Annotated in this window: 24 protein-coding genes and 1 tRNA gene; 9 read left to right on the top strand and 16 right to left on the bottom strand. The window is 55.8% G+C overall.

Features of this window, described 5'->3' with window-relative positions:
• Window positions 1–19: 19 nt before the first annotated feature.
• The 7 genes from efeB to wzm form a co-directional block, all read right to left on the bottom strand.
• Window positions 20–1,480 carry an iron uptake transporter deferrochelatase/peroxidase subunit gene (gene efeB, locus JMN36_RS04460; protein WP_012732637.1) on the bottom strand — a complete coding sequence of 487 codons (1,461 nt, stop codon included), beginning with the start codon at window positions 1,478–1,480 and terminating at the stop codon, window positions 20–22.
• Between the two features lie 99 nt (window positions 1,481–1,579).
• Window positions 1,580–2,920 carry an iron uptake system protein EfeO gene (efeO, locus tag JMN36_RS04455; RefSeq protein ID WP_204087693.1) on the bottom strand — a complete coding sequence of 447 codons (1,341 nt, stop codon included), beginning with the start codon at window positions 2,918–2,920 and terminating at the stop codon, window positions 1,580–1,582.
• Window positions 2,921–2,971: 51 nt separating this feature from the next.
• Entirely contained in the window at window positions 2,972–3,145 is a 174-nt protein-coding gene (locus JMN36_RS10690) for a hypothetical protein (protein WP_236881684.1), read from the bottom strand.
• 3 nt (window positions 3,146–3,148) lie between these two features.
• Window positions 3,149–3,871 carry an iron uptake transporter permease EfeU gene (gene efeU, locus JMN36_RS04450; RefSeq protein WP_236881685.1) on the bottom strand — a complete coding sequence of 241 codons (723 nt, stop codon included), beginning with the start codon at window positions 3,869–3,871 and terminating at the stop codon, window positions 3,149–3,151.
• A gap of 101 nt (window positions 3,872–3,972) precedes the next feature.
• Window positions 3,973–4,905, bottom strand: coding sequence for a galactofuranosyltransferase GlfT1 (glfT1, locus tag JMN36_RS04445; protein ID WP_041628948.1), 933 nt, complete (start codon window positions 4,903–4,905; stop codon window positions 3,973–3,975).
• Window positions 4,906–5,020: 115 nt separating this feature from the next.
• On the bottom strand, window positions 5,021–5,887 hold the full coding sequence (gene wzt / locus JMN36_RS04440; RefSeq protein ID WP_012732633.1) for a galactan export ABC transporter ATP-binding subunit Wzt/RfbE: 867 nt from the start codon (window positions 5,885–5,887) through the stop codon (window positions 5,021–5,023).
• A gap of 75 nt (window positions 5,888–5,962) precedes the next feature.
• Window positions 5,963–6,811, bottom strand: coding sequence for a galactan export ABC transporter permease subunit Wzm/RfbD (gene wzm / locus JMN36_RS04435; protein ID WP_204088814.1), 849 nt, complete (start codon window positions 6,809–6,811; stop codon window positions 5,963–5,965).
• Between the two features lie 332 nt (window positions 6,812–7,143).
• Between wzm and JMN36_RS04430 the strand changes: the two genes are divergently transcribed.
• Complete coding sequence (locus JMN36_RS04430) at window positions 7,144–8,448, top strand: aminotransferase class V-fold PLP-dependent enzyme (protein ID WP_041628947.1); 1,305 nt, start codon at window positions 7,144–7,146, stop codon at window positions 8,446–8,448.
• Window positions 8,449–8,485: 37 nt separating this feature from the next.
• Here the strand turns inward: JMN36_RS04430 and JMN36_RS04425 are convergent, their stop codons facing one another.
• Complete coding sequence (locus JMN36_RS04425; RefSeq protein WP_204087691.1) at window positions 8,486–9,517, bottom strand: NAD(P)H-quinone oxidoreductase; 1,032 nt, start codon at window positions 9,515–9,517, stop codon at window positions 8,486–8,488.
• Between the two features lie 129 nt (window positions 9,518–9,646).
• Between JMN36_RS04425 and JMN36_RS04420 the strand changes: the two genes are divergently transcribed.
• The 5 genes from JMN36_RS04420 to JMN36_RS04400 all read left to right on the top strand — a co-directional run bounded on the left by JMN36_RS04420 (window position 9,647) and on the right by JMN36_RS04400 (window position 13,397).
• On the top strand, window positions 9,647–10,222 hold the full coding sequence (locus tag JMN36_RS04420; protein ID WP_204087690.1) for a hypothetical protein: 576 nt from the start codon (window positions 9,647–9,649) through the stop codon (window positions 10,220–10,222).
• Window positions 10,188–10,715, top strand: a complete 528-nt coding sequence (locus JMN36_RS04415; RefSeq protein WP_204087689.1) for a hypothetical protein — start codon at window positions 10,188–10,190, stop codon at window positions 10,713–10,715. Before JMN36_RS04420 ends, JMN36_RS04415 begins: the two co-directional genes overlap by 35 nt.
• A gap of 218 nt (window positions 10,716–10,933) precedes the next feature.
• Entirely contained in the window at window positions 10,934–12,148 is a 1,215-nt protein-coding gene (locus JMN36_RS04410) for a hypothetical protein (RefSeq protein WP_204087688.1), read from the top strand.
• Window positions 12,145–13,107 (top strand): serine hydrolase, encoded by a 963-nt coding sequence (locus JMN36_RS04405; RefSeq protein ID WP_148209692.1) that lies wholly within the window; start codon window positions 12,145–12,147, stop codon window positions 13,105–13,107. The genes JMN36_RS04410 and JMN36_RS04405 overlap by 4 nt, the downstream gene beginning before the upstream one ends.
• 204 nt (window positions 13,108–13,311) lie before the next feature.
• Window positions 13,312–13,397 (top strand) — tRNA-Ser (locus tag JMN36_RS04400).
• A 1,185-nt stretch (window positions 13,398–14,582) separates the two neighbouring features.
• Here the strand turns inward: JMN36_RS04400 and JMN36_RS04395 are convergent.
• From JMN36_RS04395 to JMN36_RS04385, 4 genes are all read right to left on the bottom strand, one after another.
• Window positions 14,583–15,011 (bottom strand): hypothetical protein, encoded by a 429-nt coding sequence (locus JMN36_RS04395; protein WP_204087687.1) that lies wholly within the window; start codon window positions 15,009–15,011, stop codon window positions 14,583–14,585.
• Window positions 15,012–15,332: 321 nt separating this feature from the next.
• Window positions 15,333–15,464 carry a hypothetical protein gene (locus JMN36_RS10880; protein WP_269091282.1) on the bottom strand — a complete coding sequence of 44 codons (132 nt, stop codon included), beginning with the start codon at window positions 15,462–15,464 and terminating at the stop codon, window positions 15,333–15,335.
• Window positions 15,465–15,466: 2 nt separating this feature from the next.
• Complete coding sequence (locus tag JMN36_RS04390; RefSeq protein ID WP_204087686.1) at window positions 15,467–15,646, bottom strand: hypothetical protein; 180 nt, start codon at window positions 15,644–15,646, stop codon at window positions 15,467–15,469.
• A gap of 12 nt (window positions 15,647–15,658) precedes the next feature.
• On the bottom strand, window positions 15,659–15,814 hold the full coding sequence (locus tag JMN36_RS04385; RefSeq protein WP_204087685.1) for an IS3 family transposase: 156 nt from the start codon (window positions 15,812–15,814) through the stop codon (window positions 15,659–15,661).
• Between the two features lie 1,767 nt (window positions 15,815–17,581).
• On the opposite strand from JMN36_RS04385, the gene JMN36_RS04380 reads away from it, so the two are divergent.
• The 3 genes from JMN36_RS04380 (at window position 17,582) to JMN36_RS04370 (ending at window position 18,433) form a co-directional block, all read left to right on the top strand.
• Window positions 17,582–17,821 carry a hypothetical protein gene (locus JMN36_RS04380; RefSeq protein ID WP_148209691.1) on the top strand — a complete coding sequence of 80 codons (240 nt, stop codon included), beginning with the start codon at window positions 17,582–17,584 and terminating at the stop codon, window positions 17,819–17,821.
• 10 nt (window positions 17,822–17,831) lie between these two features.
• Window positions 17,832–17,987, top strand: a complete 156-nt coding sequence (locus JMN36_RS04375) for a hypothetical protein (protein WP_012732625.1) — start codon at window positions 17,832–17,834, stop codon at window positions 17,985–17,987.
• 290 nt (window positions 17,988–18,277) lie between these two features.
• Window positions 18,278–18,433 carry a hypothetical protein gene (locus tag JMN36_RS04370; RefSeq protein WP_012732624.1) on the top strand — a complete coding sequence of 52 codons (156 nt, stop codon included), beginning with the start codon at window positions 18,278–18,280 and terminating at the stop codon, window positions 18,431–18,433.
• 272 nt (window positions 18,434–18,705) lie between these two features.
• On the opposite strand, the gene JMN36_RS04365 is transcribed toward JMN36_RS04370, so the two are convergent.
• From JMN36_RS04365 to JMN36_RS04350, 4 genes are all read right to left on the bottom strand, one after another.
• Complete coding sequence (locus JMN36_RS04365) at window positions 18,706–19,128, bottom strand: hypothetical protein (RefSeq protein WP_012732623.1); 423 nt, start codon at window positions 19,126–19,128, stop codon at window positions 18,706–18,708.
• Between the two features lie 1,235 nt (window positions 19,129–20,363).
• Window positions 20,364–20,936, bottom strand: coding sequence for a hypothetical protein (locus JMN36_RS04360; RefSeq protein ID WP_221923922.1), 573 nt, complete (start codon window positions 20,934–20,936; stop codon window positions 20,364–20,366).
• A 246-nt stretch (window positions 20,937–21,182) separates the two neighbouring features.
• Window positions 21,183–21,584, bottom strand: a complete 402-nt coding sequence (locus tag JMN36_RS04355; RefSeq protein WP_012732621.1) for a Na+/H+ antiporter subunit G — start codon at window positions 21,582–21,584, stop codon at window positions 21,183–21,185.
• Window positions 21,581–21,838: a monovalent cation/H+ antiporter subunit F gene (locus JMN36_RS04350; RefSeq protein WP_012732620.1), complete on the bottom strand. Its 258-nt coding sequence runs from the start codon at window positions 21,836–21,838 to the stop codon at window positions 21,581–21,583. The genes JMN36_RS04355 and JMN36_RS04350 overlap by 4 nt, the downstream gene beginning before the upstream one ends.
• Between the last annotated feature and the right edge of the window lie 2 nt (window positions 21,839–21,840).

The following is a 21,840-nucleotide window of genomic DNA, read 5'->3' as shown; positions in this document are numbered from 1 at the left end:
GGGTTTCCTCGGGCGCGGTCTATTCAAATAGTCGCTGGCCAACCATCGAATCGCCCTCCCTAATCCCACCAGGGACAGCGAATAAAGCAGACGCCTGGTGCTGAAGGTACTCAGTCATGGCGTCCTTTTCCGTCATTTTCTTCAAGATCGGATAGAACCCCTTGCGCGGATCCTTCGAATACGCAATAAAGAACAATCCGGCGTTCAACCTGCCCAAGGAATCATTCCCATCGGTGTAGTTGTATCCACGCCGAAGCATCCGATGGCCTTTGTTGTGTTCCGGGGCAACGACAGCCACATGAGAATCCGCTGGTACAGCCAGCTTCCCGCCGCGCCGGGCAGTGTAATCAACGTCGTCAAACTCGTGATCATCGGAGGGGTCCTCAACAGACAGGGGAGCACCGTAGCGCTTATCACGCCCGATCACATCCTCCTGCTCCTCCAAAATCACGCGATCCCACACCTCGAGATACATATGGATCTTCCGGGCGACGAAGTAACTGCCGCCGGCCATCCACCCATCCGTCACCCACACGTCTTTATCCAGCGCATCGGTTTCGTCGCTCTTGATGTTCTGAGTGCCGTCTTTAAACCCAAACAAGTTCCGGGGAGTGTCCTGATCAGTACTGGTCGACGACGTCCGCCCGTACCCGATTTGCCCCCACCGCAGCCGCACAGTGCCGAAACCGATCCGCGTCAGATTCCGGATCGCATGCACGCACACCTGCGCATCATTGGAGCACACCTGCACCAAAAGATCGCCATCGCTCTGCTCAGAACGCAGCGCCTCATTGGCAAACTTGGGCATCCCCTCCTTGATGACATCCGGCATCTTCGCCTTCAGACCAAAGCGATCCTTACCGTCGTCGTCGACAAAAAGCCCCTTCCCGAAGCCAAAAGTAATGGTCAAACCGCCGACGGGGTAATTCCACGCCTCGCCAGTGTCCCTCGGGACGGCCTTAGGGTTGGCGTTCGGCTCGCCACCAATCAGCTCCCCTGCGCACATTTGCTCCGACGCCGACGTCCACGAGGTCAGCATGTCCTTGAGGTCGTCGACGTCGTCCGTCGTGATGTCGAACGCGGCGGTGTACATGTTGTCTTGCGCAGGAGTTGTTATTCCCTGCTGGTGCTCGCCGCGGAACGGGTAGACGAGCGAGGTTGGGTCGGATTTGTCCTTGTTTTCCGCAGCATGGACGGCTAACCCGCCGATGCCCGCGCCGGCGATTCCGGCGAGGCCAGCAAACCCGGCGGTAGTGAAGAGTTGGCGTCGTGAAATACCCCGCGTACGGCCCTGTTCCTCGGTGCCAGACGTGCTCGACGTGCCGCTTGATGCGTCCGTCGAACCTGCCGGCTCATGCGCTGGACTATCAGGCCCGACGTCACCGCGGCCTTGTCCGGCGACATCGCGGCCCGATTCCTCGCGACCACCACGGTTCGGTTTCGAACCACGCTCAGGGTTGTCCTTGTGGGGTGACACCATTTCCTCCTCATCACGTGCCTATAACCCTTGTCAGGGGTATGCGCGCCCGTTCACATGCGCCCGCTGAGCGGCACCCGCTCAGGCGCGCCCGCTCGTCTGCTAGTGCAGAATCGTGCCCGCAACCTGCGACAATGGCTCAGACAAACCGTTGATCGCGTCAGAGAAGTCGCGCTGTGTGTCAGTGTAATCCGACTCCTTAGGCGCCTCGCCCGCGTCCTTTTGAACGGTGGCGATCTCGTCATACGGCTTGTATGTCGGGTCGCCATCGAATTCGTCGCCCAGGCCAGTAACCTCGCCGGTCTTCTGGTCGTCGATAAGCTTATTGACCTTGTCGAACGCGCGGGTGATCTTCTTGTCCAGGTCCGCGTCCTTCTTCTTCACCAGGTCAGCGACGTTGCCGTAGGCAACCGTGGCACCCTCAACATTCGCTTTGAAGTCGTAGAGGTCGGTGTGCGAGAACGTGTCCTCTTCCCCGACGATCTTCGAGGTGGCCACTTCCTCCATCAAGCTGGATGCGCCGTCAACGACGTCGGAAAGGTCCAGTTTGAACTTGCCGTCGGTTCCCTCAAGGTTGCCGTAGACAAGGTCATACAGCTTCTTCGTGTCCTCATTGAGCTGGTCAGCGGCCTTCTTCCGGTCCTCGTCATTGGCGAAGTGGAAGTCATCCCCGCCCCACAGGTCAGCCTCGATGCGGTGCCAGCCGGTCCACTTCTTGAGTACGTCTTTATCGGTGACATCTTTGCCAGCGTCCGCGGCGAGGTCCTGGATGCGGGCATCGAGCGCGGTGTCGAGGTCGCCCGCTTCCTTGATACCGAAGGACTCCGCGGTGGGCTCGATGCGCTCATAATTCGCGCGGGCGAGCGGGAACAGTTGCTTGGCCTTCTCGGTATCCCCGCTGGTGTAGGCCTCGGTAAACGCCTGCGTCCCGGTGAGCAGCTGCCCGACCTGGTCCTTCACATACGCGGTGTAGTTCGTGATCGCCCGGTCCTCAGCCTCTTTTTCGTCGTCAGTGAGTGTGACTTCTTTGCCCTTGGTGACCGTGAAATCCTTGAGCCCGACAAAATCGCCAACCATGTTCGGCTTGCACGCCGTGTGGTACGACCCCTGCTTCAACGCGGTCGTCAGGTTTGCTGTGGTTCCGGGGCCAATGTTTTCTTGCTCTGATTCAATCTGGAGTTTGTTTTCGGCCAGAATCTCGAGCTCGTTGGGCTTTGTGCCGTTATTAGTGATTTCAAACTTGACGACGCCCGACGGGACTTCCGACGTGGACAGTTCGCACGAATCGTCGGTGATGGTGACCTGGATGGTCTGGTCGGCTTTGGTGTTGTCATCGCTGGACGAGTTCTGGGGATTATCCGTGCACGCGCCGAGCGTGAGAGCGGTGGCGACGGATGCGATGGTCGCGGCGATGATGCGTGGGGAGCGCGAGTGAGATGTCATGATGGCTTTCTCTCGGGGAACGGGGGAACAGTGAACGGTGAGGGAACAGGGCTATTTGTCGGTGGCAGGTGCTGCAGACCGCGCTGAGGCTGAAGAGGTTGAAGGCGCTGAAGGAGCGAAAACCTTGCCCCTGATCTGCAGGATGAACAGCACGAGGACAGGCACCAGGTACACCCACCAGGCAATAACTTGCGCGACGGTGGGCTGCACGTTGATTTGGAACATCGCTTACCCCACCACATAAATCCAGTACAGCGGGGACGTGTTTTCGGGCAGGAGATGGGAAATATTCCATGCGTGGTTCATGACGCCCGGAATGACCCCGGCTTCTTGGAGGTCTCCGATGCCGTAGGAGCAAATACCAGCGGCGACGAAAATGAGGAAAATGCCGGTGACTGCGAAGAACATGCGCATGTTGATGCGAGCTGCACCTTTGTACACTGCCCACCCGAGAATGATGGCGATAATCAGCCCGAGCACGACGCCCGTCGTGGTGGCCGCCACGTTGTTTTCGATCGACGACCTCACGGTGGCCCAGATGAACAGCGCGGTTTCCATGCCTTCGCGGCCGACGGCGAGGACGGCGATCCATACGACGCCCCAGCCGGATTCGTGTTCGCCGAGGGTTTTCGCCATGGAGCCCTCGAGTTCACCTTTCATCTGGCGGGAATTCTTCCCCATCCAAAAAATCATCCAGGTGACCAGAGCTACCGCGACAAGGGAGAGGCCTCCGCCGATGATCTCTTGTGCCTGGAAGGTGAGTGTTTTCGGTCCCCACGTCAGGATGGCGCCGAATGATAGGGGTACCAGGGCTGCAAGACCGATACCTAGCCATAGTTTGGGGTAGACATCTTGCCGGCCAGCTTTTTTAAGGTAGGCGAAAAGGATTCCCACTATAAGGGTTGCCTCAAAGCCTTCTCGGAGAGCAAGCAGGAGATTCGCAATAAGCATGACGTTCCTTTTCTGTCCGTGCATGGTTAATGTACTCGGACAAGATAGGTCAGACAATGCTTAAAGAATGAAGAGGGGGCTATGCACCCCCGCCCTCTGCGCTAAGGGCGAGTGAAGCGCTCATGACGCCCCTGGCGGTGAAGCTTCAACCAGGAGGCAAAACCTTTGGGATCTTTCCGCTGGATAAGGAAGAACCAGGCGAAACGCGCATATTCCTGGGGTATAAGTTTCCTCATGCCGGGCTGGTTCATCAGATAACCACGGTTGCGGTACGTGAAATACCGCTTGTTCTCGTTATCGGGATACTGCGTGTGCATTTTCCCGAAGAAAATGGGTTTGAACTCGTCCGCCCCTGTTGGGTGCAGGTAGGCGGCCTCCAGGGTCGTCCCATAAGGGAGGCCGGACCGGTTGAGCCGACGGTTGTATTCAACCTCGTCGCCACGGATAAACAGGCGAAGGTCGGGCACTCCCAGCTGGTCGACGGCATTCGCGCTGAACAACGCTCCGTTAAACAGCGATGCGATGCCGGGGATGAATGTGCCGTTCTCGGTACCTTCCAGCTCGCTCCGCTTCCGTTTCCATTCGACGGTGCCGGGTAGGCGAACTGGAAACGCCAGCTGGTCGGGGTTCTCAATCCCGGCAACCACGGGGCTGACTTCCTCAAGCCCGTGCTGTTCCGCAACACGCATTAATGTGGCCAGAACCTCGGTGTTTTCCGGCCGGCCGTCGTCGTCGGCGCAGAAGATAGCGTCGGCACCGAGGGCGAGTGCAGTCAAGAATCCGTAGGCGAAACCACCGGCTCCGCCGAGGTTGTGCCGCGAGGGGAGGTAGACGGGCGTCGGCGAGGTCGGGCTGTCGGCGCAGACGCTCTCTACGAGGTCTTTGACTTCGGGCTCATTGCCGTTATCCACCACGACAACCCACTCCGGTGCCAGGGTTTGGCTTGCGACAATGTGCAGCGAGTTAGCCAGCAGGTCACGGCGTTTATGCGTCACGATGACAGCGGCAATGCGGTCCGACGAAGAAAGAGGCATGCGGTTAGTATCGCACATGCCCGCGTGGGCAAGGACAGGCTGCACAATAACCTGCGAAATAACCCGCTAAAAGCCTGCGGAATTGGGCGCCGGATAACGGGTTATAAGGAACGCGTTATAGGGCAGTTTCCGACGACGGGCTCTGCTCGGAGGTCTTCACGTTAGACACCGGCACGCTACCGTTCTTCTGCGCGTGTTCAATGGCCATATCGCGCATCACGTGACGCACCTGTTCAGCGGCTTCGGGCCCTTCGTATTGTTCGACGATATCGTCCACCTGCCCAGCCTGGCGTATTTCCCCGTGGTCCACCCACAACGCGGATGTACACAATTGCGCCAGGAATTCGTCCGAGTGGGAGGCGAACACCAAAATCCCGGAGCGTTCCACCATGTCGCGGAGCCGGTCACGTGCTTTCGCCATGAACGCGGCGTCAACAGCGCCGATGCCCTCGTCGAGAAGAAGAATTTCTGGTTCGATGGACGTCACGACCCCGAGTGCGAGGCGCACGCGCATACCGGTGGAATAGGTGCGCAGCGGCATGTCGAGGTAGTCGCCTAGCTCGGTGAACTCGGCGATCTCATCCATCTTGGCCTGCATTTTCTTGCGCGTCTGCCCCAGGAAAAGGCCGCGAATAATGATGTTTTCGTAGCCGGAGATCTCGGGGTCCATGCCGACGCCCAGGTCAAACACCGGGGCCACGCGCCCGCGAACCTCCGCAGACCCGCGGGTGGGTTCGTAGATCCCCGACAGCAAGCGCAGCAGTGTGGACTTACCAGCACCATTATGGCCGACGAGCCCCACGCGGTCGCCGTCCTGAAGGTGGAGGTTGACGTTTTTTAGCGCTTCCACAACGACGACGTTGTCGGCGTTCCGGCCGATGGCTCCGCCGGCAGCTCCGAGGAACGCTTTCTTCAGCGAGCGTGATTTGGCGTCGAAAATGGGGAAATCGACGCACGCATTGTAGGTATCAATACTGACCATGATTGTGGCTTCTCCTGTCCCCATGATCCGTTGTGTGTACCGCGGAGGCGGCTATGCGTGTATCGGACATCGCGTTTACACCCAGTAGCTCACGCGGCCACGCCATTGCCGCATCGCAATCGTCGTGATGAGCAGGCCAACGACGGTACACAGACCGACGATCACCCAGCTGTACCACATGACCGGAACACCGGTGAGCGGGCCGCGGACGATTTCGAGGTAGTGCATGAGGGGGTTGAGCTCGGCAATGCGGGCGCGCTCACCGGCGGCACCGCCACGATCGCGCAATGTTTGCATCGTCCACACGATCGGCGTGACATAAAACGCCAGCTGAATGAGCGATTCGAGAAGTGGCGCAATATCACGGAAGCGGGTCGAGATAATCCCGAAGAACATGCCAACCCACACACCATTAATGACGATCAGCGCCAGCGCGGGGATGGAGAGGAACCAATCCCACCCCAGCGGACGCGGGAAAATGATCATCAGCAGAACATAGATCACGAGGTTGTGCAGCAAAAAGAGGAACTGTCGCCACACTAACCGGTAGACGTGAACCGATAACGACGCTGGTAGCTGCTTAATTAACCCCTCATTCGCGATGAATGTTTGCGCCCCCTCGATCACGCACCCGGAGATAAAACCCCAGATGATGAGCCCGACGGTCACGTGCGGGAGGAAATCATGCAGCGGAATGTTGAACAGCAATGAATAGAGCAATCCGAGCGCTAAGGCCATGACACCAGTAGCGATCGTGATCCACAGTGGGCCAAGGACTGAGCGACGGTAGCGCTGTTTGATGTCTTGCATCCCCAGCGACAACCACAGCTCGTACGACTGGAAGCCGCGCACAAGGTCGGCCCATGCTGCTCGGAGGGTCTGCGATTGCGACGGCGGTATAGAGCTGGTGGGCTCTTTAATCATCCGATCGATGTCGGCCTGAGGGGCTCGGTGAAGCGCAATTCCCCCGGCTTCAGCGGAACCCGCGCCGGCGTTGTTCGCGGCCGTGCCCTCAGTTGGTTCTATGTCAGCCATAATCCGTACCCTACCTGTGTGATGGGACAAGCAGTTATTAATCCCAGTGGTGTGCCTTGCTGATGTTCATCGTGTCAGCAGCGACGGGTAGATTACCCTGGAGCTACTAAACCGTTATTGTGTGCGGTGGGTCAGTGATCATGACGCGTCGCGGTGTTAAGCGAATAGCGGTAGAGGCCTGCATGAACCGTGTCCCCAGTTCGTCTAAGGAAAGGTGTGCCATGTTCGACGTCGCCCACGCGCGTGGACTCTATGTTTGGTTAGGCGAGGGCTGGGTGTACTTAAACGCGCAGGAACAGGCGCAGATTCCGGAGCGAGTGAACACAGCGGCGACGTATTCGTTCAGGAACGCCCACTTGCGCACGGCCGTTGAGGCAACGTCGGGTAGCCATTCTCAAAGTCAGAAGTCGGGTGCGCCGATTGGCGATTCCTATGTGGCCTCGGCGCGCCGGGCTGTTGCCGACCTGGTCGGTGCCCGGGCCAACCAGGTGGTCCTGGGCCCCTCCCGCGCGGCGCTGCTCCGTAACTTGGCGGACTGCCTGAGCCACCGCGTCGGCATCGGTACCGAGGTTGTACTGGCCCGCAGCAACGCGGATTCGGCCATCGATCCGTGGGTGCGGTCCGCTCATTTGTATGGGGCGACGGTGAAGTGGGCGGAGGCCGATCTCGCATCGGGTGCGCTTCCTGCCTGGCAGTTTACGTCGCTGGTATCGCCGTCGACGGCGATTGTGGCCCTGCCCGCCGCCCATGCGTTGGTGGGTGCGGTCACTGATGTGGAGGCTATTTCTAGCTCGGTGCACCGCATTTCGCCGCGAGCGTGGACCATTGTCGACGCCACCGATGTGCTGCCCTATCGGCATGTGGAGATTCAGTCGTGGGGTGCCGACGTGGTGGCCCTGGATTTGGCTCCGCTGGGCGGGCCTGAGCTCGGCGCACTGGTGTTCCGCGATGAGGCAATGTTTGATCGTCTGCGTCCGCCGCGGCGTCGGGGATGGAGTTCTTCCTTGTCTGTCTCCTCGTCTTCGCTGGGTGTTTCTGCTGTTCAGGGGCATGGCCGTCATGCCGGTGCCGGCCTGGTGGAGTGGGATCCTCCGCAGGCGGCACTGTGCGGGTCCTTGGCGGCGCTGGTTGATCACTGGGCGGGTCTCGACGATTCCGCGACGGGCACGCGGCGCCGACGGTTGCAGTCCACCATGCCGAAGATCGACACCTATCTCGCGGCTCTAGCAGCGCATTTGGTCTACGGGTTGAAGGATTTGGGCGTCTACGTCATCGGTTTTGACGACGAGTCCTCGCATGTTGAACGCGTGCCGCGCATCAGTTTCATCATCCCCGGGATGTCGGCGGAGGCAGCCCAGGCGCGCCTGGCCGATAACGGAGTGATCGTGGGCGTGGCGGACAGTGATTCGCTCTTCGACGCTATGGGTGTCACGGAGTCCGGTGGGGCCTTGACGGTTGGGCTGGCGCCGTACAACACCGCCCACGACGTCGACCATCTGTTGAGATCGGTCTCGGTTCTCCGCTGATCAGGGCTGGCCGGGTCCCACACCCAACCGTCGGGCCCTATTCCACGGTCAACACGATTTTCCCGGTGACCTCACGGGATTTCAGTAGCCGGTGAGCCTCGGCCGCGTCGGCAATAGGAAGTGTTTTCGTGACCTGCGCGGATATGGTTCCATCCTCCAAAAGAGGCCAGACGTGTTTGATCGTGTCCGCCACGACGGCGGCTTTGTCGTCGAGGGAGCGGCCGCGCACATTCGTCGCTGTGATCGACCCTCTCTTGGATAGCAGCCGGCCGATGTTCAGCTCGCCCTTGACGCCGCCCTGCATACCGATGATGACAAGGTGGCCTTTCTCGCCCAACGCTTTTACGTTGCTGTCCAGGTATTTCGCGCCCATGATATCCAGGATGATGTCGGCGCCACCGTGCTCTTTCATCACCGCGACGAAGTCGTCGTCCTTGTAATTGATGAGGATATCCGCGCCCAGCGAACGGCAAAGCTCCAGGTTGTCGGCGTTGCCTGCGGTGGTGGCGACGGTCAGCCCCATCGCGCGAGCCAGCTGAATGGCGAACGTGCCGATGCCGCCCGACCCGCCGTGGATCAGCACGGTCTGGTCTTTCTGCATGTCAGCGACCATGCCCAGGTTCGACCACACCGTTGCGGCAACCTCAATCACCCCCGCCGTGTCGGTGAGTGACCATCCGCGCGGCACGGGAAAGAGTTGGGTTACAGGCACCGCGACACGTTCCGCATATCCGCCGCCAGCCAGGAGCATTCCACATTGATCGCCGACGCTCCACTGTTTGACAGGTTGCGTGCCGGATTGTTCGCCTGCCGACGTCGAGCCTGATTCATGTGACGACTCCACGGGAGGCCCGAACGCTTCGATCGTTCCCGCAGCTTCCAGCCCAATGATGTCCGACGTGCCGGGCGGCGGTGGGTAATGCCCGGCGGCTTGGAGAACATCGCCGCGGTTGACACCGGCGGCGTGGATTCGGACGAGCGCTTCGCCCGGTCTAGGCGTGGGGTCGTCGGTGTCGGTCCACGCCAACGAGGTTGGGTCCGTGGTGTCTTGTTGAATAATTGCCTTCATGACGTCGAGTGTAGAGGCGTGGGTTCGTCGTGCGCAGGCGTATATTTCGATACGCTATAGGTAAGTCGTGCTAAGAGCCAGCTGTGTTGGTTCCGGCAACCGGTACAGCGATGAACAGAAGGAAAGCCCATGCCTCGCTCCTCGGATAACTGGAATAACGATAATTCGACGTCTGATTCGGACGGTTTCGGGTATTCGCACTCGTCAGATGGGAGTGGCGACGCGTGGGGCGATGCGGGGGAGAGCTCCAACGGAGGCGTCCCGCCGAAATACGGTTACGAACCAAATGGCAACTCCCAACAGTCGGGTAGTGGCAATGCAGCAGCCAAGGATGCGAACTACGACCTGACCGAAACGACGGAGTTTCAGCCATCCCCTCCGGGGGCGTCTGCTGCTCAGCAAGGGCAATATGGGCAGAGCTATGGTCAGGCCCAGAATGGCGCCCAAGGATATGGGCAGGGCTACGCGCAGGGGTATGGCACGTCGCAACAGGGTCAGTACCAGCAGCCGAATCAATATTCGACGCAATACGGGCAAGGCCAACAGTACGACCAACAACAGTACGCCGGTAATGCTGCGTATGGATCCCGCGCCGGTCGGAGCGGGTTCGGGGACATCGGGATTTCCGCTCGGAAAAGTTTTAACGCTTATCACCGCGGTGGTCGCGCTTGTGGCCGTGGTGGGTCTGTTCTTCTTCGGGCGTGAACAGGGTTGGTTCAATACGTCGAATAATGAGGCCAGCTCTACCCAATCGCGCGACGCGGGACAGAATAATGGCAATGCTCAACCTCCCGGCAATCAAGGACAAAACACCACCGCGGGTCAGAACGACAGCAATAGTAACGGCGGCCAAACGTCGGGCGGAGATACGAGTAATGGAGTGGACGGTTCGTCGGGACGCCCTCAATACCCCGATTTGCCGTCGGGAGTCTCTCCCGCAAATAATTCGGCGGAAAACGATGAACCAGCCGGGAATTTAAACAATGTGTATGTGATGGGTGGGCGAACAACGGCGCCTTTTGCAAAGAATGTTCGGGATGCATTCGTACGGAATTATCTTTCGACGGGCGAATTGAATGCCTCGCTAAAGGATGTGTATAGCCCAACAACTCACCGCATGTATGACATGGATTGCGTTGATAATGGCCAGTTTGTGCGGTGTGACGGTGGCAATAATGCGATCGTCATTATCTCCTAAAACCTCGCCATTATCGATGGTGGCGATGCCGACGGCTGGACGCGTTTAAAGCTCGCGCTAAGAGCACGCGCTTGGAGCGCCTGTATTGGGATGCTCGATTCGCCTGGGTATAGGCTTGTTTGGAATGCTAATGCGCGTCTGCATTGTATAAATTGCTATAGATTGCGCATAATAAAGCTTTCCGGAAAGGTGACGACCGCGTAGGGCACAGGTGACTCATGGGCAGACATGCGAATAAGCACGCACGTTCTGCTCGTGACGAATCTAACCAACGGTGGTTCACCAACCACATCGAGCAGGCGGATTTCGCGTCACAGAACGACGCTGACCAGGGCGAATCGAAGAAAAATAGCCGACGGTATTCCTCGCATCAGAGCACGTCACGCGGTGGTAGACAGGTCACCGTCGCGGAACTTCTGGCCCGCGGCAAGCAGGGCGCCGAGGCTCCCAGTACGTCTCCCGGCACGTCGTCCACCACGACGACGCGTGGCAAAAAGGACGCGGACGCTCGTGGCAGACACAAGGCGCAGGACAAGTCTGCTCCGCACACTCCCCGCACACTGTCTCCTGAGGAATCAGGGGCACCGCAGCGCTACATCCCGGAGCGGGCCCGCTCGGCGTCGTCGAAGAAATCGACAACAAGCCCGACTTCGTCGAAGAAACCTCCGACGACCCCGGCCTCCACAACTGAACTGGATAAACGGGCACCAACCCCACCCAGCCCGACAAAGCCGGAGACACCGGCAAAACCCAGCCCGACAAAACCCGCGGCATCGAAGAAACCCGACACCTCCGATTCCCACGTCTCTCGTCGGCCTTCTGGCTCGAGACCAGCCAAATCGTCCGTCCCGGTGGGCCCGTCGAAACGGCGTCGGCACTCAGTTGCTGCAGCCTCCATCGGTGTGGGTGTTGTTGCCTGCGCGCTATTCGGCGGAACGTTCGCCGCATGGCAATCAGGCGTTTTAGGGACCCCCGGGGCCTCGAATAGCCACCACACGGCGTCGAATACCGCGGATGACCAGAACGGCGATGAAACCGGCGGCGGCGATGGGAACAAACAAGGCGGTTCCACACACCAACAGGGCGATGGCGAACCGAAAGGCGATCAGGAGGTGCGGCTGTCCACCATCAAGAACCGGCCGACAACAGCTCCGCTCCCCGACGATGCTATCCCCGCCAACGCGGCCGCCATCCAGGATGACGAGGCCGGGCAGTTTAACCTGGCGTACACCGGGTCCGACAGCACGCCCGCAGCGTTTGCGGTGGCGACGCGGAGGGTTTTCGCCCAGCAATACGTCAAAACGCTGAACACAAACATGACGGTGGACGTGAAAAGCCCAGTTAGTGGGCGGAATATCGCCATGAACTGCCGCGATAATGGTGGTTTTGTCACCTGTGAGGGTCCGGACGACGAAAGGGTTTACATTCAATGATGGGCAACTTACCTGGAAGGGCTGCGTCACGCTCGCACCGTCGTCGCCGGTTTCGCATGTGTGTCGCCGGGCTGGTCGCGTCGGGAGTGATGCTCTCATCCTGCACAATCGGTAACCCGGACCGAGCCGATTCCACACCATCATCGGTGCCAGAGAATGCCGATACGTTGCCGCCCAGTGTGCCCGGCCCGCACCCATCCATCGAAAATACGGAGGCAGGCACCCCGGAGTTATCCGGTAAAGCCGACGCACCCATGCAAGAAGCCGTTGACCAGGTCATTAAGAAATACGGGGGAATGGCGGAGTTGGCCGTCTCCGATGGCAAGCAGGTCCGACGTTTCGGGCACGTCGATCCCTACCCCGCGTGGTCATCCATCAAGGTCCCGCTGGCTATCGCTGCCCTCCGCAATAACAATTCCGACGACATCCAGGCGAACGTTCAGGATGCCATTCGTGCTTCCGATAACGACGCCGCCGACGCTTTATGGCGATCCTTGGGCGGCGGAGAGGCTTCCGGACAAGCCGTCCACCAAGTTTTAGCTGACGGTGGTAACCCCAACACAAAGGTGCAGATCGACGCGATCCGTCCGCACTATTCAGGGTTTGGGCAGACACAATGGGCCGTGGAGGACTCTGCTTTGTTTGCAGCGAACCTTCCCTGCGTGTCGGGCGCGGAATTTGTCATCGAACAAATGGGGCAGATTAACCCCGACCAGCGTTGGGGGCTGGGCACTATTCCTGGCGCTCACTTTAAAGGTGGATGGGGGCCAGATGAAGATGGTGCCTATCTGGTCAGGCAGATTGGGTTTTTCGACGGTCCGACGGGACGGATAGCTGTTGCTTTAGCAGCTCACCCGTCGGACGGAACGTATGAGACAGGACAATCTGCTCTGAATGACCTCGCTGCTGTGGTGAAAGCGCATCAGAAAGAGTTCGCGCCTGCTCAGTGTGGCAAGTAGGTGCAACAGAGAGTTCGCGCCTGCTCAATCTGAGCAAGTTATCCCGTCATGTACCACACTGGGAAGGAGCTTCTCCCGAGCTTGGTGTTGCCGGTATGGATGGGCTAACATAGTCACGTTGTGCTGAGAGCACCCCCATGTCATGTCGTTCCTCGACGTTTTCGATGGTGGGGGAGTTGACGTACAGCACATATGTAAACCCTTGGAGGTATGGCAGAGCGGCCGAATGCACTCGCCTTGAAAGCGAGCGTCCCTAACACGGACCGGGGGTTCAAATCCCTCTACCTCCGCAATGATCCCCAGCGTGCGGGCCGGTTATTGGCCTCTACGCTGGGGATATTTTGGGTTATTCTGACTTCATTATGATCAGCCAGCTCGCCACGTTGGTGGCTCGGGCTGATTTTTGTTATGGGGAGAATCGTGATGCCGCGTTATTGCAAACCCCGTTTCAGTATTGAAGGCTAAATTCAGGAATTATTCCACCGGGGGCCTCGTTATCAGTGACGTATTCCGAGCTAGAGAGGGGATTCGCCGGATCGGCTACTATCGTCTGACCGGCTACTTGCATCCTTTTAGGAAGAAAGACGTAAGACGCATGTCGAGCTTGGTTAGTGGGATAAAACAGTCTGGATAGTAAACTGCAGAAGAGTCCTAGTAACTCAGACAGCGACAGGAGTCACGAAATACTGTCTCCCAAGGTTCAGTACGCAATTCAAGCCCGCCTGATCCTCGGAAGCTTGCTGGTCGTCTATATTATTGTCATCGCCGCTGACATAGAGGAAAGCTATAGGAGCCGAGTCCTCCTCTTAGGAGTTACAGTCGGGGCCATCGTCGCGGTTCCCTTCAATCTCGCGGTGGATCGAAAGAGACGTAAAAACTCTCATAATCCGAAGCAGGCAAAGACGGCAATGCTTTAGTAGCGGGCTTATTGGCGTCTTCGGCAAAAGTGCTCCTGTCAGTTATAAAATCTTGACACTAGGAGTACACCATTAAACAGACACTGACCACAGCAGGGAAAAGAGTTCTAATTATTGTGGCATTCGCCCTCATTGGTGTAATCCTTTGTTGGCTGCGCGCTGAATTCAACATCACGCTGACCTATAGAGCGACACAGAGTGATACAGAGGATATCGACTTCACTCTTAAGAGTTGCCTCCTATGGGCAGCGACTGGAGCCTTGATAGGCGCTACATCTGCTTTCTCGATAAAGCCTTCTGAGAAGAAATAGGCGACTGAAGCAAATTATTGGGGGCATCGCACTCTTATGTCGGTTTAACCCCAGAGAGCAAAATATGAATTCACCCGTAAGATCGTGCAATTGAGCAAAGAAGAAAGGCCGACTCATCCAACAACTCACCCAACCAAAATTGCACTGCCTGGCCATGGTGAGTGGATTATCAGGCAGTTGCGGTTGTGTATGCAGTCACCATTTCAGCATTTTTCTTTGGTATTTTCGACGAGATTCTGGATCACGATCAGTCACAAGTAGATTCCAGAGGGAACCCTCTGCCATCGCTCGACACATTAACGGCTTCTACTTGACTGGTAAATTCCCTAGGGACCGTCTCTTCGCCCAAAGCTAAATCACGCCATAGCCGAGATACACTAGCCCCTTCCATGGCGGGTTCGTCAACGTCTTTAGCCACACACGAAAGGCTGTACAAACCCCATTCATCTTCATCAAATGGGTAAGTGCCGAAGTCTCGCATATCCCTACGGAAATCTTGCATCATGACTTCGCGAATTACTTCATCTCCTCCATGTGTAATTTCGTCAGTTACATAGAGTATCTCTGTGATCTCTCGAGCCTTATCTATCCTTTTTAAATACTGTTTATGAAATCTTTCAAGATCAGACTCTCGAGCGAGGAAGTAAGTTGTAAAAAGAAGAGTTTCGCCCAACATATTAAATCGGATCACCGCCTACCGTGAAAGCTTCAGAATTATTTTACCTCGACGGGGTATCACAATGCCTTCAATAGTCAGCAAGCGAGGTAGCCCGTGGACCACCCAATATACCTGGTCAGTGCACTTAGGCAGCGGTCTATTGTTCAAGAATCGAGAAAGCATCTACCGCATAACCTCATCGGGGTTGACACCGTGCCTGGCAGCGTAGGTGCCACGGGCAGTGCTCAGTTCGTCCGGCAGGTGTACCTGTCGGCGTAGGGAGGGCCCTATTTTGTGTTGGCTTCTGTCTTCTAGCCGAGGTCGGCCTGACGAAAAGCCTCAGGGGGTGAACCTTCCCTCGGCAGTATCGCGGGGAGTGGTGCTGTTTTCCAGGGCCTCGATTGCGGCATCAGATTCTGCCCACGCGGAAAGATCGCAGGCGCATTCCTCTCGGTTATTCTTCTGAGTCATGGTTAGTCCCCTCCTTTCTTGACTATCCTTTTGATCTTTGCTCGAGCCTCCATGTAGCGGAAGATACTCACCTGCTCAGCGGGATGGACCACGAGCATCACGCCAATCTCGTCCCCATTCAGGGTAGGACCAATCGCAACATGTGGCGACGGGGTTAATACGACAAAAGGTGGTGCGGACACTTTTTGGACAGGTTATGCCGTCATCATACGGCGGTGTTCCTCGATAGTTAGTCCGCCCAGCATGTTGGTGATGCGATCTTCGTTGTAGAACTTCAGATAGTCTTCGACTGCGGTAACTAACTCGGTCTTATTTTCCCAGCGGTAGTCGTGGAACGTCTCGACCTTCATCCGGCCGAAAAACCTCACATGCAGCGTTATCAGCGCTGCATCCTCTCCGTGACATCGATTTGTGGAAACCCGCTGTCGTGGCAGCATCACATCAGTTCCGACTGAGGTACTGACAACCCCGATCGGAGTGGATCACCATTTGCGATGGATCATCGGGTGGGTTGGCGGTGGACATAGCGAGTGGGTTAATCGGCGGTACTGCACGTTGACGCCTGAATCAAGAGGTCGATCATGGCGTTTATCATATGGATATTTCGTTGAAGTTCTGGATCACGATCAGTCGTCAATGGATTCCAGAGGGAACCCTCTGCCATCGCTCGACACATTAACGGCTCTTACACGACTGTTAAATTCCCTAGGGACCGTCTCTTCGCCCAAAGCTAGGTCATACCATAGCCTAGACACGTTAGACCCTTCACTGGCGGGCTCGTCAACGTCTTTAGCCACACACGAAAGGCTATACAAACCCCATTCATCTTCATCAAATGGGTAAGTGCCGAAGTCTCGCATATCCCTACGGAAATCTAGCATCATGACTTCCCGAATTACTTCATCACCTCCGTGTGTGATTTCGTCAGTTACATAGAGTATCTCTGTAATCTCTCGAGCCTTATCTATCCTTTTTAAATACTGTTTATGAAATCGTTCTAGATCAGACTCTCGAGCGAGGAAATAAGTTGTGAAAAGAAGTGTTTCGCCCAACATAAATCGGATCACCGCCTACCGTGAAAGCTCCAGAATTATTTTACCTCGACGGGGTATCACAATGCCTTCAATGTACATCATTTTCGAACTGTTCCGTGTAAAAATCCGCGCCGGATTTTGACTCTTAACCCGGAGATATTTTCGCACATACCCGCATGGTTTATACAGCAAAAAGGTAACCCGGGCGATGTGACCGTTTTTCAGGTTCAGGGATCGCTCCGGGGCTTTCGTCAAAAACTGTAGCCCGATGAAATGCGTGACCTTCAACGATCTTGAGCAGTGGTCTTCCCACCCAAGTACCCGCACATATGCTCACCATCGTGATCCCGAAGCGTTCTATGTCTGGAACACTCAGCCCACCACAACCTTTTAAGCGGATACCATCCACGTGAAGGTGCTTCTGCGTAACGGGGTTGATACCGCAGTCAGCCCGTCGCTGGAAGATTTTAAGACGGAGTTTGATGAGGTCTATCGCCTGCGAAATCGGTGTGCGCACCATGAACCCCTCGTAAAGCAAGACTAACAAGAGGAATTGGCGGATCTTGACTGCGATGAGACTGCTATCAAGAACGTATCTAACTGGATTGATCCCGCAGCACTCCCGGATCCCTGATATCCGGCTTTCGCACCCAAAGAATATTTGGTTACTCCGGACCTACAGGGGCTTTCAGACGAAGATTGTACTCCGCTACACCGGGTAGGGAGAACGTTGGGGCCCCTCAGGCCTCAGTTGTTGCCCTTAAAAATGAGCGCCAACAGAGGCTGTGTTCGGTCGGCGTGCAGCTACCCTTCGTATGGCTCACTCTCTTGGCGGTGATAAGTATTTAGCCATTTTCTAGAGTCGAAGAACTCGAGGGGATGCCACTCTAAAAGCATTACTCTGCGGAAATAGTCCGATATCAGACAAATTAGCGCCCCAAATTACCCCCTGTATAAGTGAAGAATCCCTTCTAACTAATGCCAGCTAAGTAAACCTATCCTTAAACTGGGTAGTGTCCGAGTGCTTACGACTTTGATAGATTGCGCATTGGCTCGAAGCTGACGTTCAGTCCGGCGTCTCCCATGAGTGGGAAGGGCATTATGGGCGAAGACTGCCTCATGCTTCTGTTCCGTAGTGCATCGAAAGAAAACGTGTGTTCCTATGTAATCCCCACGGTTGGCACCGTACATGAGCTGTTTTGGGCGGACGTTTTATCTATCGCTGCCGTTCACTTGGTCATAGCGGAATTAGCTGCCGTCGGAGAAACCTTCTTTTGGACGTGGGTAGCAAGCCCTGCCATTGAAGCCCTCACGAGAGATTAAGGAGCGGGATATGCCACTATTCGTCGTCTTCATCGTGGTCTTAGCAGGAGGAAGTATCGGGTACGCCCTTGGTCTCATCAAACGAATGAGAGACAACCCCGAGCTTCAAGGAAAAGGTCTAAAAATATTGTTCCAGAAGGACAAGGGTCAGGCCGAGCGCCAATAGTCCTATGATCCGAGCTTATTTACAGAGAGTTCCACGCGGAGCAAAGGGTTAAGATGCCGGGGCGGTGTGGGGTCTTTCTTGTGGCCAGGGTCTTGGATTAATGACTAAAACTTTTCCCCGTCAACCGTTTGTTATTACTTAATAGCTTCTGTGCTGGTTAGTGGTGTTTTCACTTATGTTTGACAGATGTGGGTACTGCGACCTTTCTGTGTGCCCTTGGAGAAACGGTCTCGCGGGAATGAGCAGTAAGCCTGTATTGATAAAAATTCACGATAGTTAAGGAGCAGGCCATGCCTTTATATGCCATTTCCATAATTGTTTTATCAGGAGCCGTTATCGGGAGGATTCTCGGTCTCAGGATAAGAATGCGTGAGAATCCTGAGCTTCAAGAAAAAGGCTTTAAAGCCTTTTTCCAAAGCGGCAAAGAAAAGACCGAGGAAAAATAGCTCTACTTTCCGAGCTTCACGCCAGGGAGCCCACGCTCAGCGAACAAGCATCATTAATTCGCTATTGCAAATCAAACACAAGGTGTTTCGCTGAATGCGCTGATTAGTATCAAGCTCGCATCGGCCTAAATGTCCCTCTATGCCGACAGTGTTGGTTCAAGACAGGGCCTTGGAAAGAGTAGAAGATAGAGTAAACGCCTAGGATCACAGCCCACGGCACGTCGGAACGGTGCCCATTGTAGGCATGATTAATGTGATGGTTATCTAGTCGATCAGTGGTGTTCGTCGTTGTTGGGTCGAATTCTATTCTGACCTGCCTCCCACGCCTCGAGCAGGTCGTGGACGGAAGCATCGCCACCTGGAATGAACGTTTTTATCATGTTCTTTACTTGATTGGCGTCGATTGTTCCTCCGTCTGCATAGTCGTTAAAAAGCGCAACGGTTTCGTGAGGAAATGGCAGTAAACCCTGATTGATGTCAACCTTTTCACCTTTGTTGAAAGCGCTTACCGCTCCTAAGAGTTTGATAGCTAATGTCTCTTGTTCGAAAGTGAGGGCATTTAACATGGCTCTTTTTCGAAACGGTGTCAACGGCGATGGGAAAGGGTTGTGCAGGTCAATGAGGCGTTCGACTTGGATAGATAGATGCTCGATCCTCTGCTCCAACTCGGCAATCTTCTCTGAATCTTCTCCCATTGAAAGAATCTCCTTAACCAAAGACAAGCATCAGCGCTTCACATATGCCGAGAGCTATGTCCGCGGACAAGTACTACACCGGTCACATAAATAAATTTTACCGTGAATCATGAGCTACTTTATTAGCGATAATACCGCTAGCCATTGAAGCTGAGAAGAGCAGCAAAACATAAATTATTTTATTGACGCTTGGTCTCCTAAATTCCGAAGGGACGAGGGCAGAGAAAGTGTAGCAGTAGACGCATATACGATAATTAACACGAGAGTAATAATTTGTGACTTCATTATTCTCCTCAATGCAGTGGGTAGTTGCAGTCATATCTTCCGAATATGTCCGAGAGAACTTTAGATCAACCGAGAGTCGATAATTATTCACCAGGAAAACGGTGAGGTGCACGCTACCGCGGTATCGGCGCACCCTCGTCTCACATCGTCAAACGTCTGTGGTCGCACAGTGACTACCGCCGCATTGGGGACCATCGCCGTAAAATCTCGTCACTACCTTTTGTCAATGACAATCAACGAGTAGGCGGGTGGTAAACAGCATGGATGCAGGAGCGTGGTTTCGGCTCGTGCAACTGTTCATCGCCGCCGGCGGCCTTGTGGCCGTATTCCTCACACTATGGCAAAAATGGCTTAGCGATAACCGAGCTGAGTGGTGGAAACGATTCACCTGGGCAGTAGAAAACGCGAACAATGAAAATCAACACATGAAACGAGGAAAGCAGCTGATATCGAGCTGGGCGATCTCTACGACAGGTCCTTAGCGGGTCAAACCGAACGAGAGCTGATAGACAAGTTTTATCAGTCGCACCATGATTGCACTGAAAGCGATCGTATGAACGGAGAGGATGGTGAAGACAATGATTGATTGGACTGATACCCACCGTAAGGCCATAGCACAATCTGAGAGCCTCGGAGAAACACTACCGCGACAGTCCTACATTTCTGCTGGTCTAACACCCCTGGAGAAAGCGACCGACGAACACCAACCCGCCCCACTGTGGCGACGCTTCATCAATTCCCTAAAACCCGTTTGGTATCCATATAACACCAAATCCCCGCCGTGGTGGCGGGGATTTGGTCCTCCTTGTCTTCGTTTGCTGATTGAACCCGGCCGTCTCGGCCTAGGGACATGGCCTCGGCGGAATCGGCCCACTGTTGGCCCACTGTTATTGTTGCGTCAGACGCGCACCAATCACAGTGCCGCCTTATGCACAGAGTTGGCGCTTTATTTAGGCAGCGTCGAAAGTTCCTGCCGGGGTTATGTCGACAACCTTGTTACCGCCGTCAGCAGTGATGTGGATGGTGCCATCCGTCTCGAAGGAGAAAGTGTAGTGACCGACAGTTTGCGGACTGCTTCCGTCGAGTACGGTGGTGTCTCTCGCGAACCCTTGGTGGGTGCACGATAGCTTCACGGAGTTAGGGTCGCCCTGTTTGGTCTCGAAGGCGGGGCGATCAGCGTTGAGGTCAGGTCCACAGACAGCTCCATCACCAGCTTGCTGTGAGTTCTGGCTTTGCGCGGCAGGTGTGTTGCTTCCGCATGCGATGGAATCTGGATTCTCAGTGACCTGGCAGTCGACTTCGGGGGTATTGAATACGACGTGGTGAACAGCCTGGGCTGCATCTTCCGGAGCGGGAGCTGGAGCTGGTGCGGGTGCTTCTTCCGCCTGGGCAGCAGTTGCACCCATGAGGCTGGCACCGGTCACAATGGCGGCGGCTCCGGCGGCAATACGCCCGACGTGTGGTCGGGTGCTGCGGATTGTGTTGTCGCGATCGATGGAATCGGACGTGACGTTGGCTGGCATGGATAGTCCTTTCTCTGGGGTTGGTGATGGTGCCCTTGAGGGGCTGACCACCTGGGTCGAAAGTGGTTTCCGTGTCGAGGCCAACGGTAGCAATGGTTCTTAGATACTTCAGTAACCGAAATATAATCGAAACTTTTAGTGGAGAAATATCCCCTTTTGTTGGAGGATGTTATCAAAAAGAAACAAGACCACCTTCGACGCCCTAGGTTCCGAGCTTAGCCTTCCGCCTAGTGCGTAACCCCCGGCTTAGTCTGTGTCTGCGCCGGCTTGGCCGTCCAGAGGAGTTCCCGTCGTTGTTTTGGCTTTGCCCGTGTAGCCTGCTCCTTTGCCCATGGTGGCGCTTTGTCCACGCCTGATTTGCTCGGCGTGGACGGAACGTCCCATCACGAAGGATCCCACTGAGGCCACCATCAGACACGCGACGATTGCAATGACGGATTTCACTAGCACGACGTACCATTCGTCGCCGTCGGCAATAGAACGAATCATGTTCGCAATAATTAAGAGGGGAACTCCCACGCCTGTGGCTGGACCTGTGAGGTTGACGCGCGTGAGAGCATCGGGAGCTCGCCACATTTCGATGACTTCGTCAAGAAATGCTATGGCGGCAATCAAGATCAATACAGAAATAATGATATTGATAATCATCGCTGGCCCCCCACCATCATGCGTGAGTTGGCAACTGAACTCAGAACGCTCAGGACCCCGGCGAAGACCGCAACCTCATACGTGATAGTTGTTCGGTTTCCCAGCGAATACACCAGGAATAGTCCGACAGCTCCGAAGAAAATAACATCAGATAACACCGTGCGTGACAGATCATCACATCGTGCCATCAGGAATAACGCCGCTAACAAAGCAGCAGTGATTATCGCGCTCACAAGAATTAAGACGAATGTCATAG

The sequence above is a fragment of the Corynebacterium pseudokroppenstedtii genome (assembly GCF_019754945.1).
Lineage (GTDB): Bacteria > Actinomycetota > Actinomycetes > Mycobacteriales > Mycobacteriaceae > Corynebacterium > Corynebacterium pseudokroppenstedtii.
The sequence above is the reverse complement of the archived record's forward strand: the minus strand, read 5'-3'. Positions and strand labels throughout refer to the sequence as shown.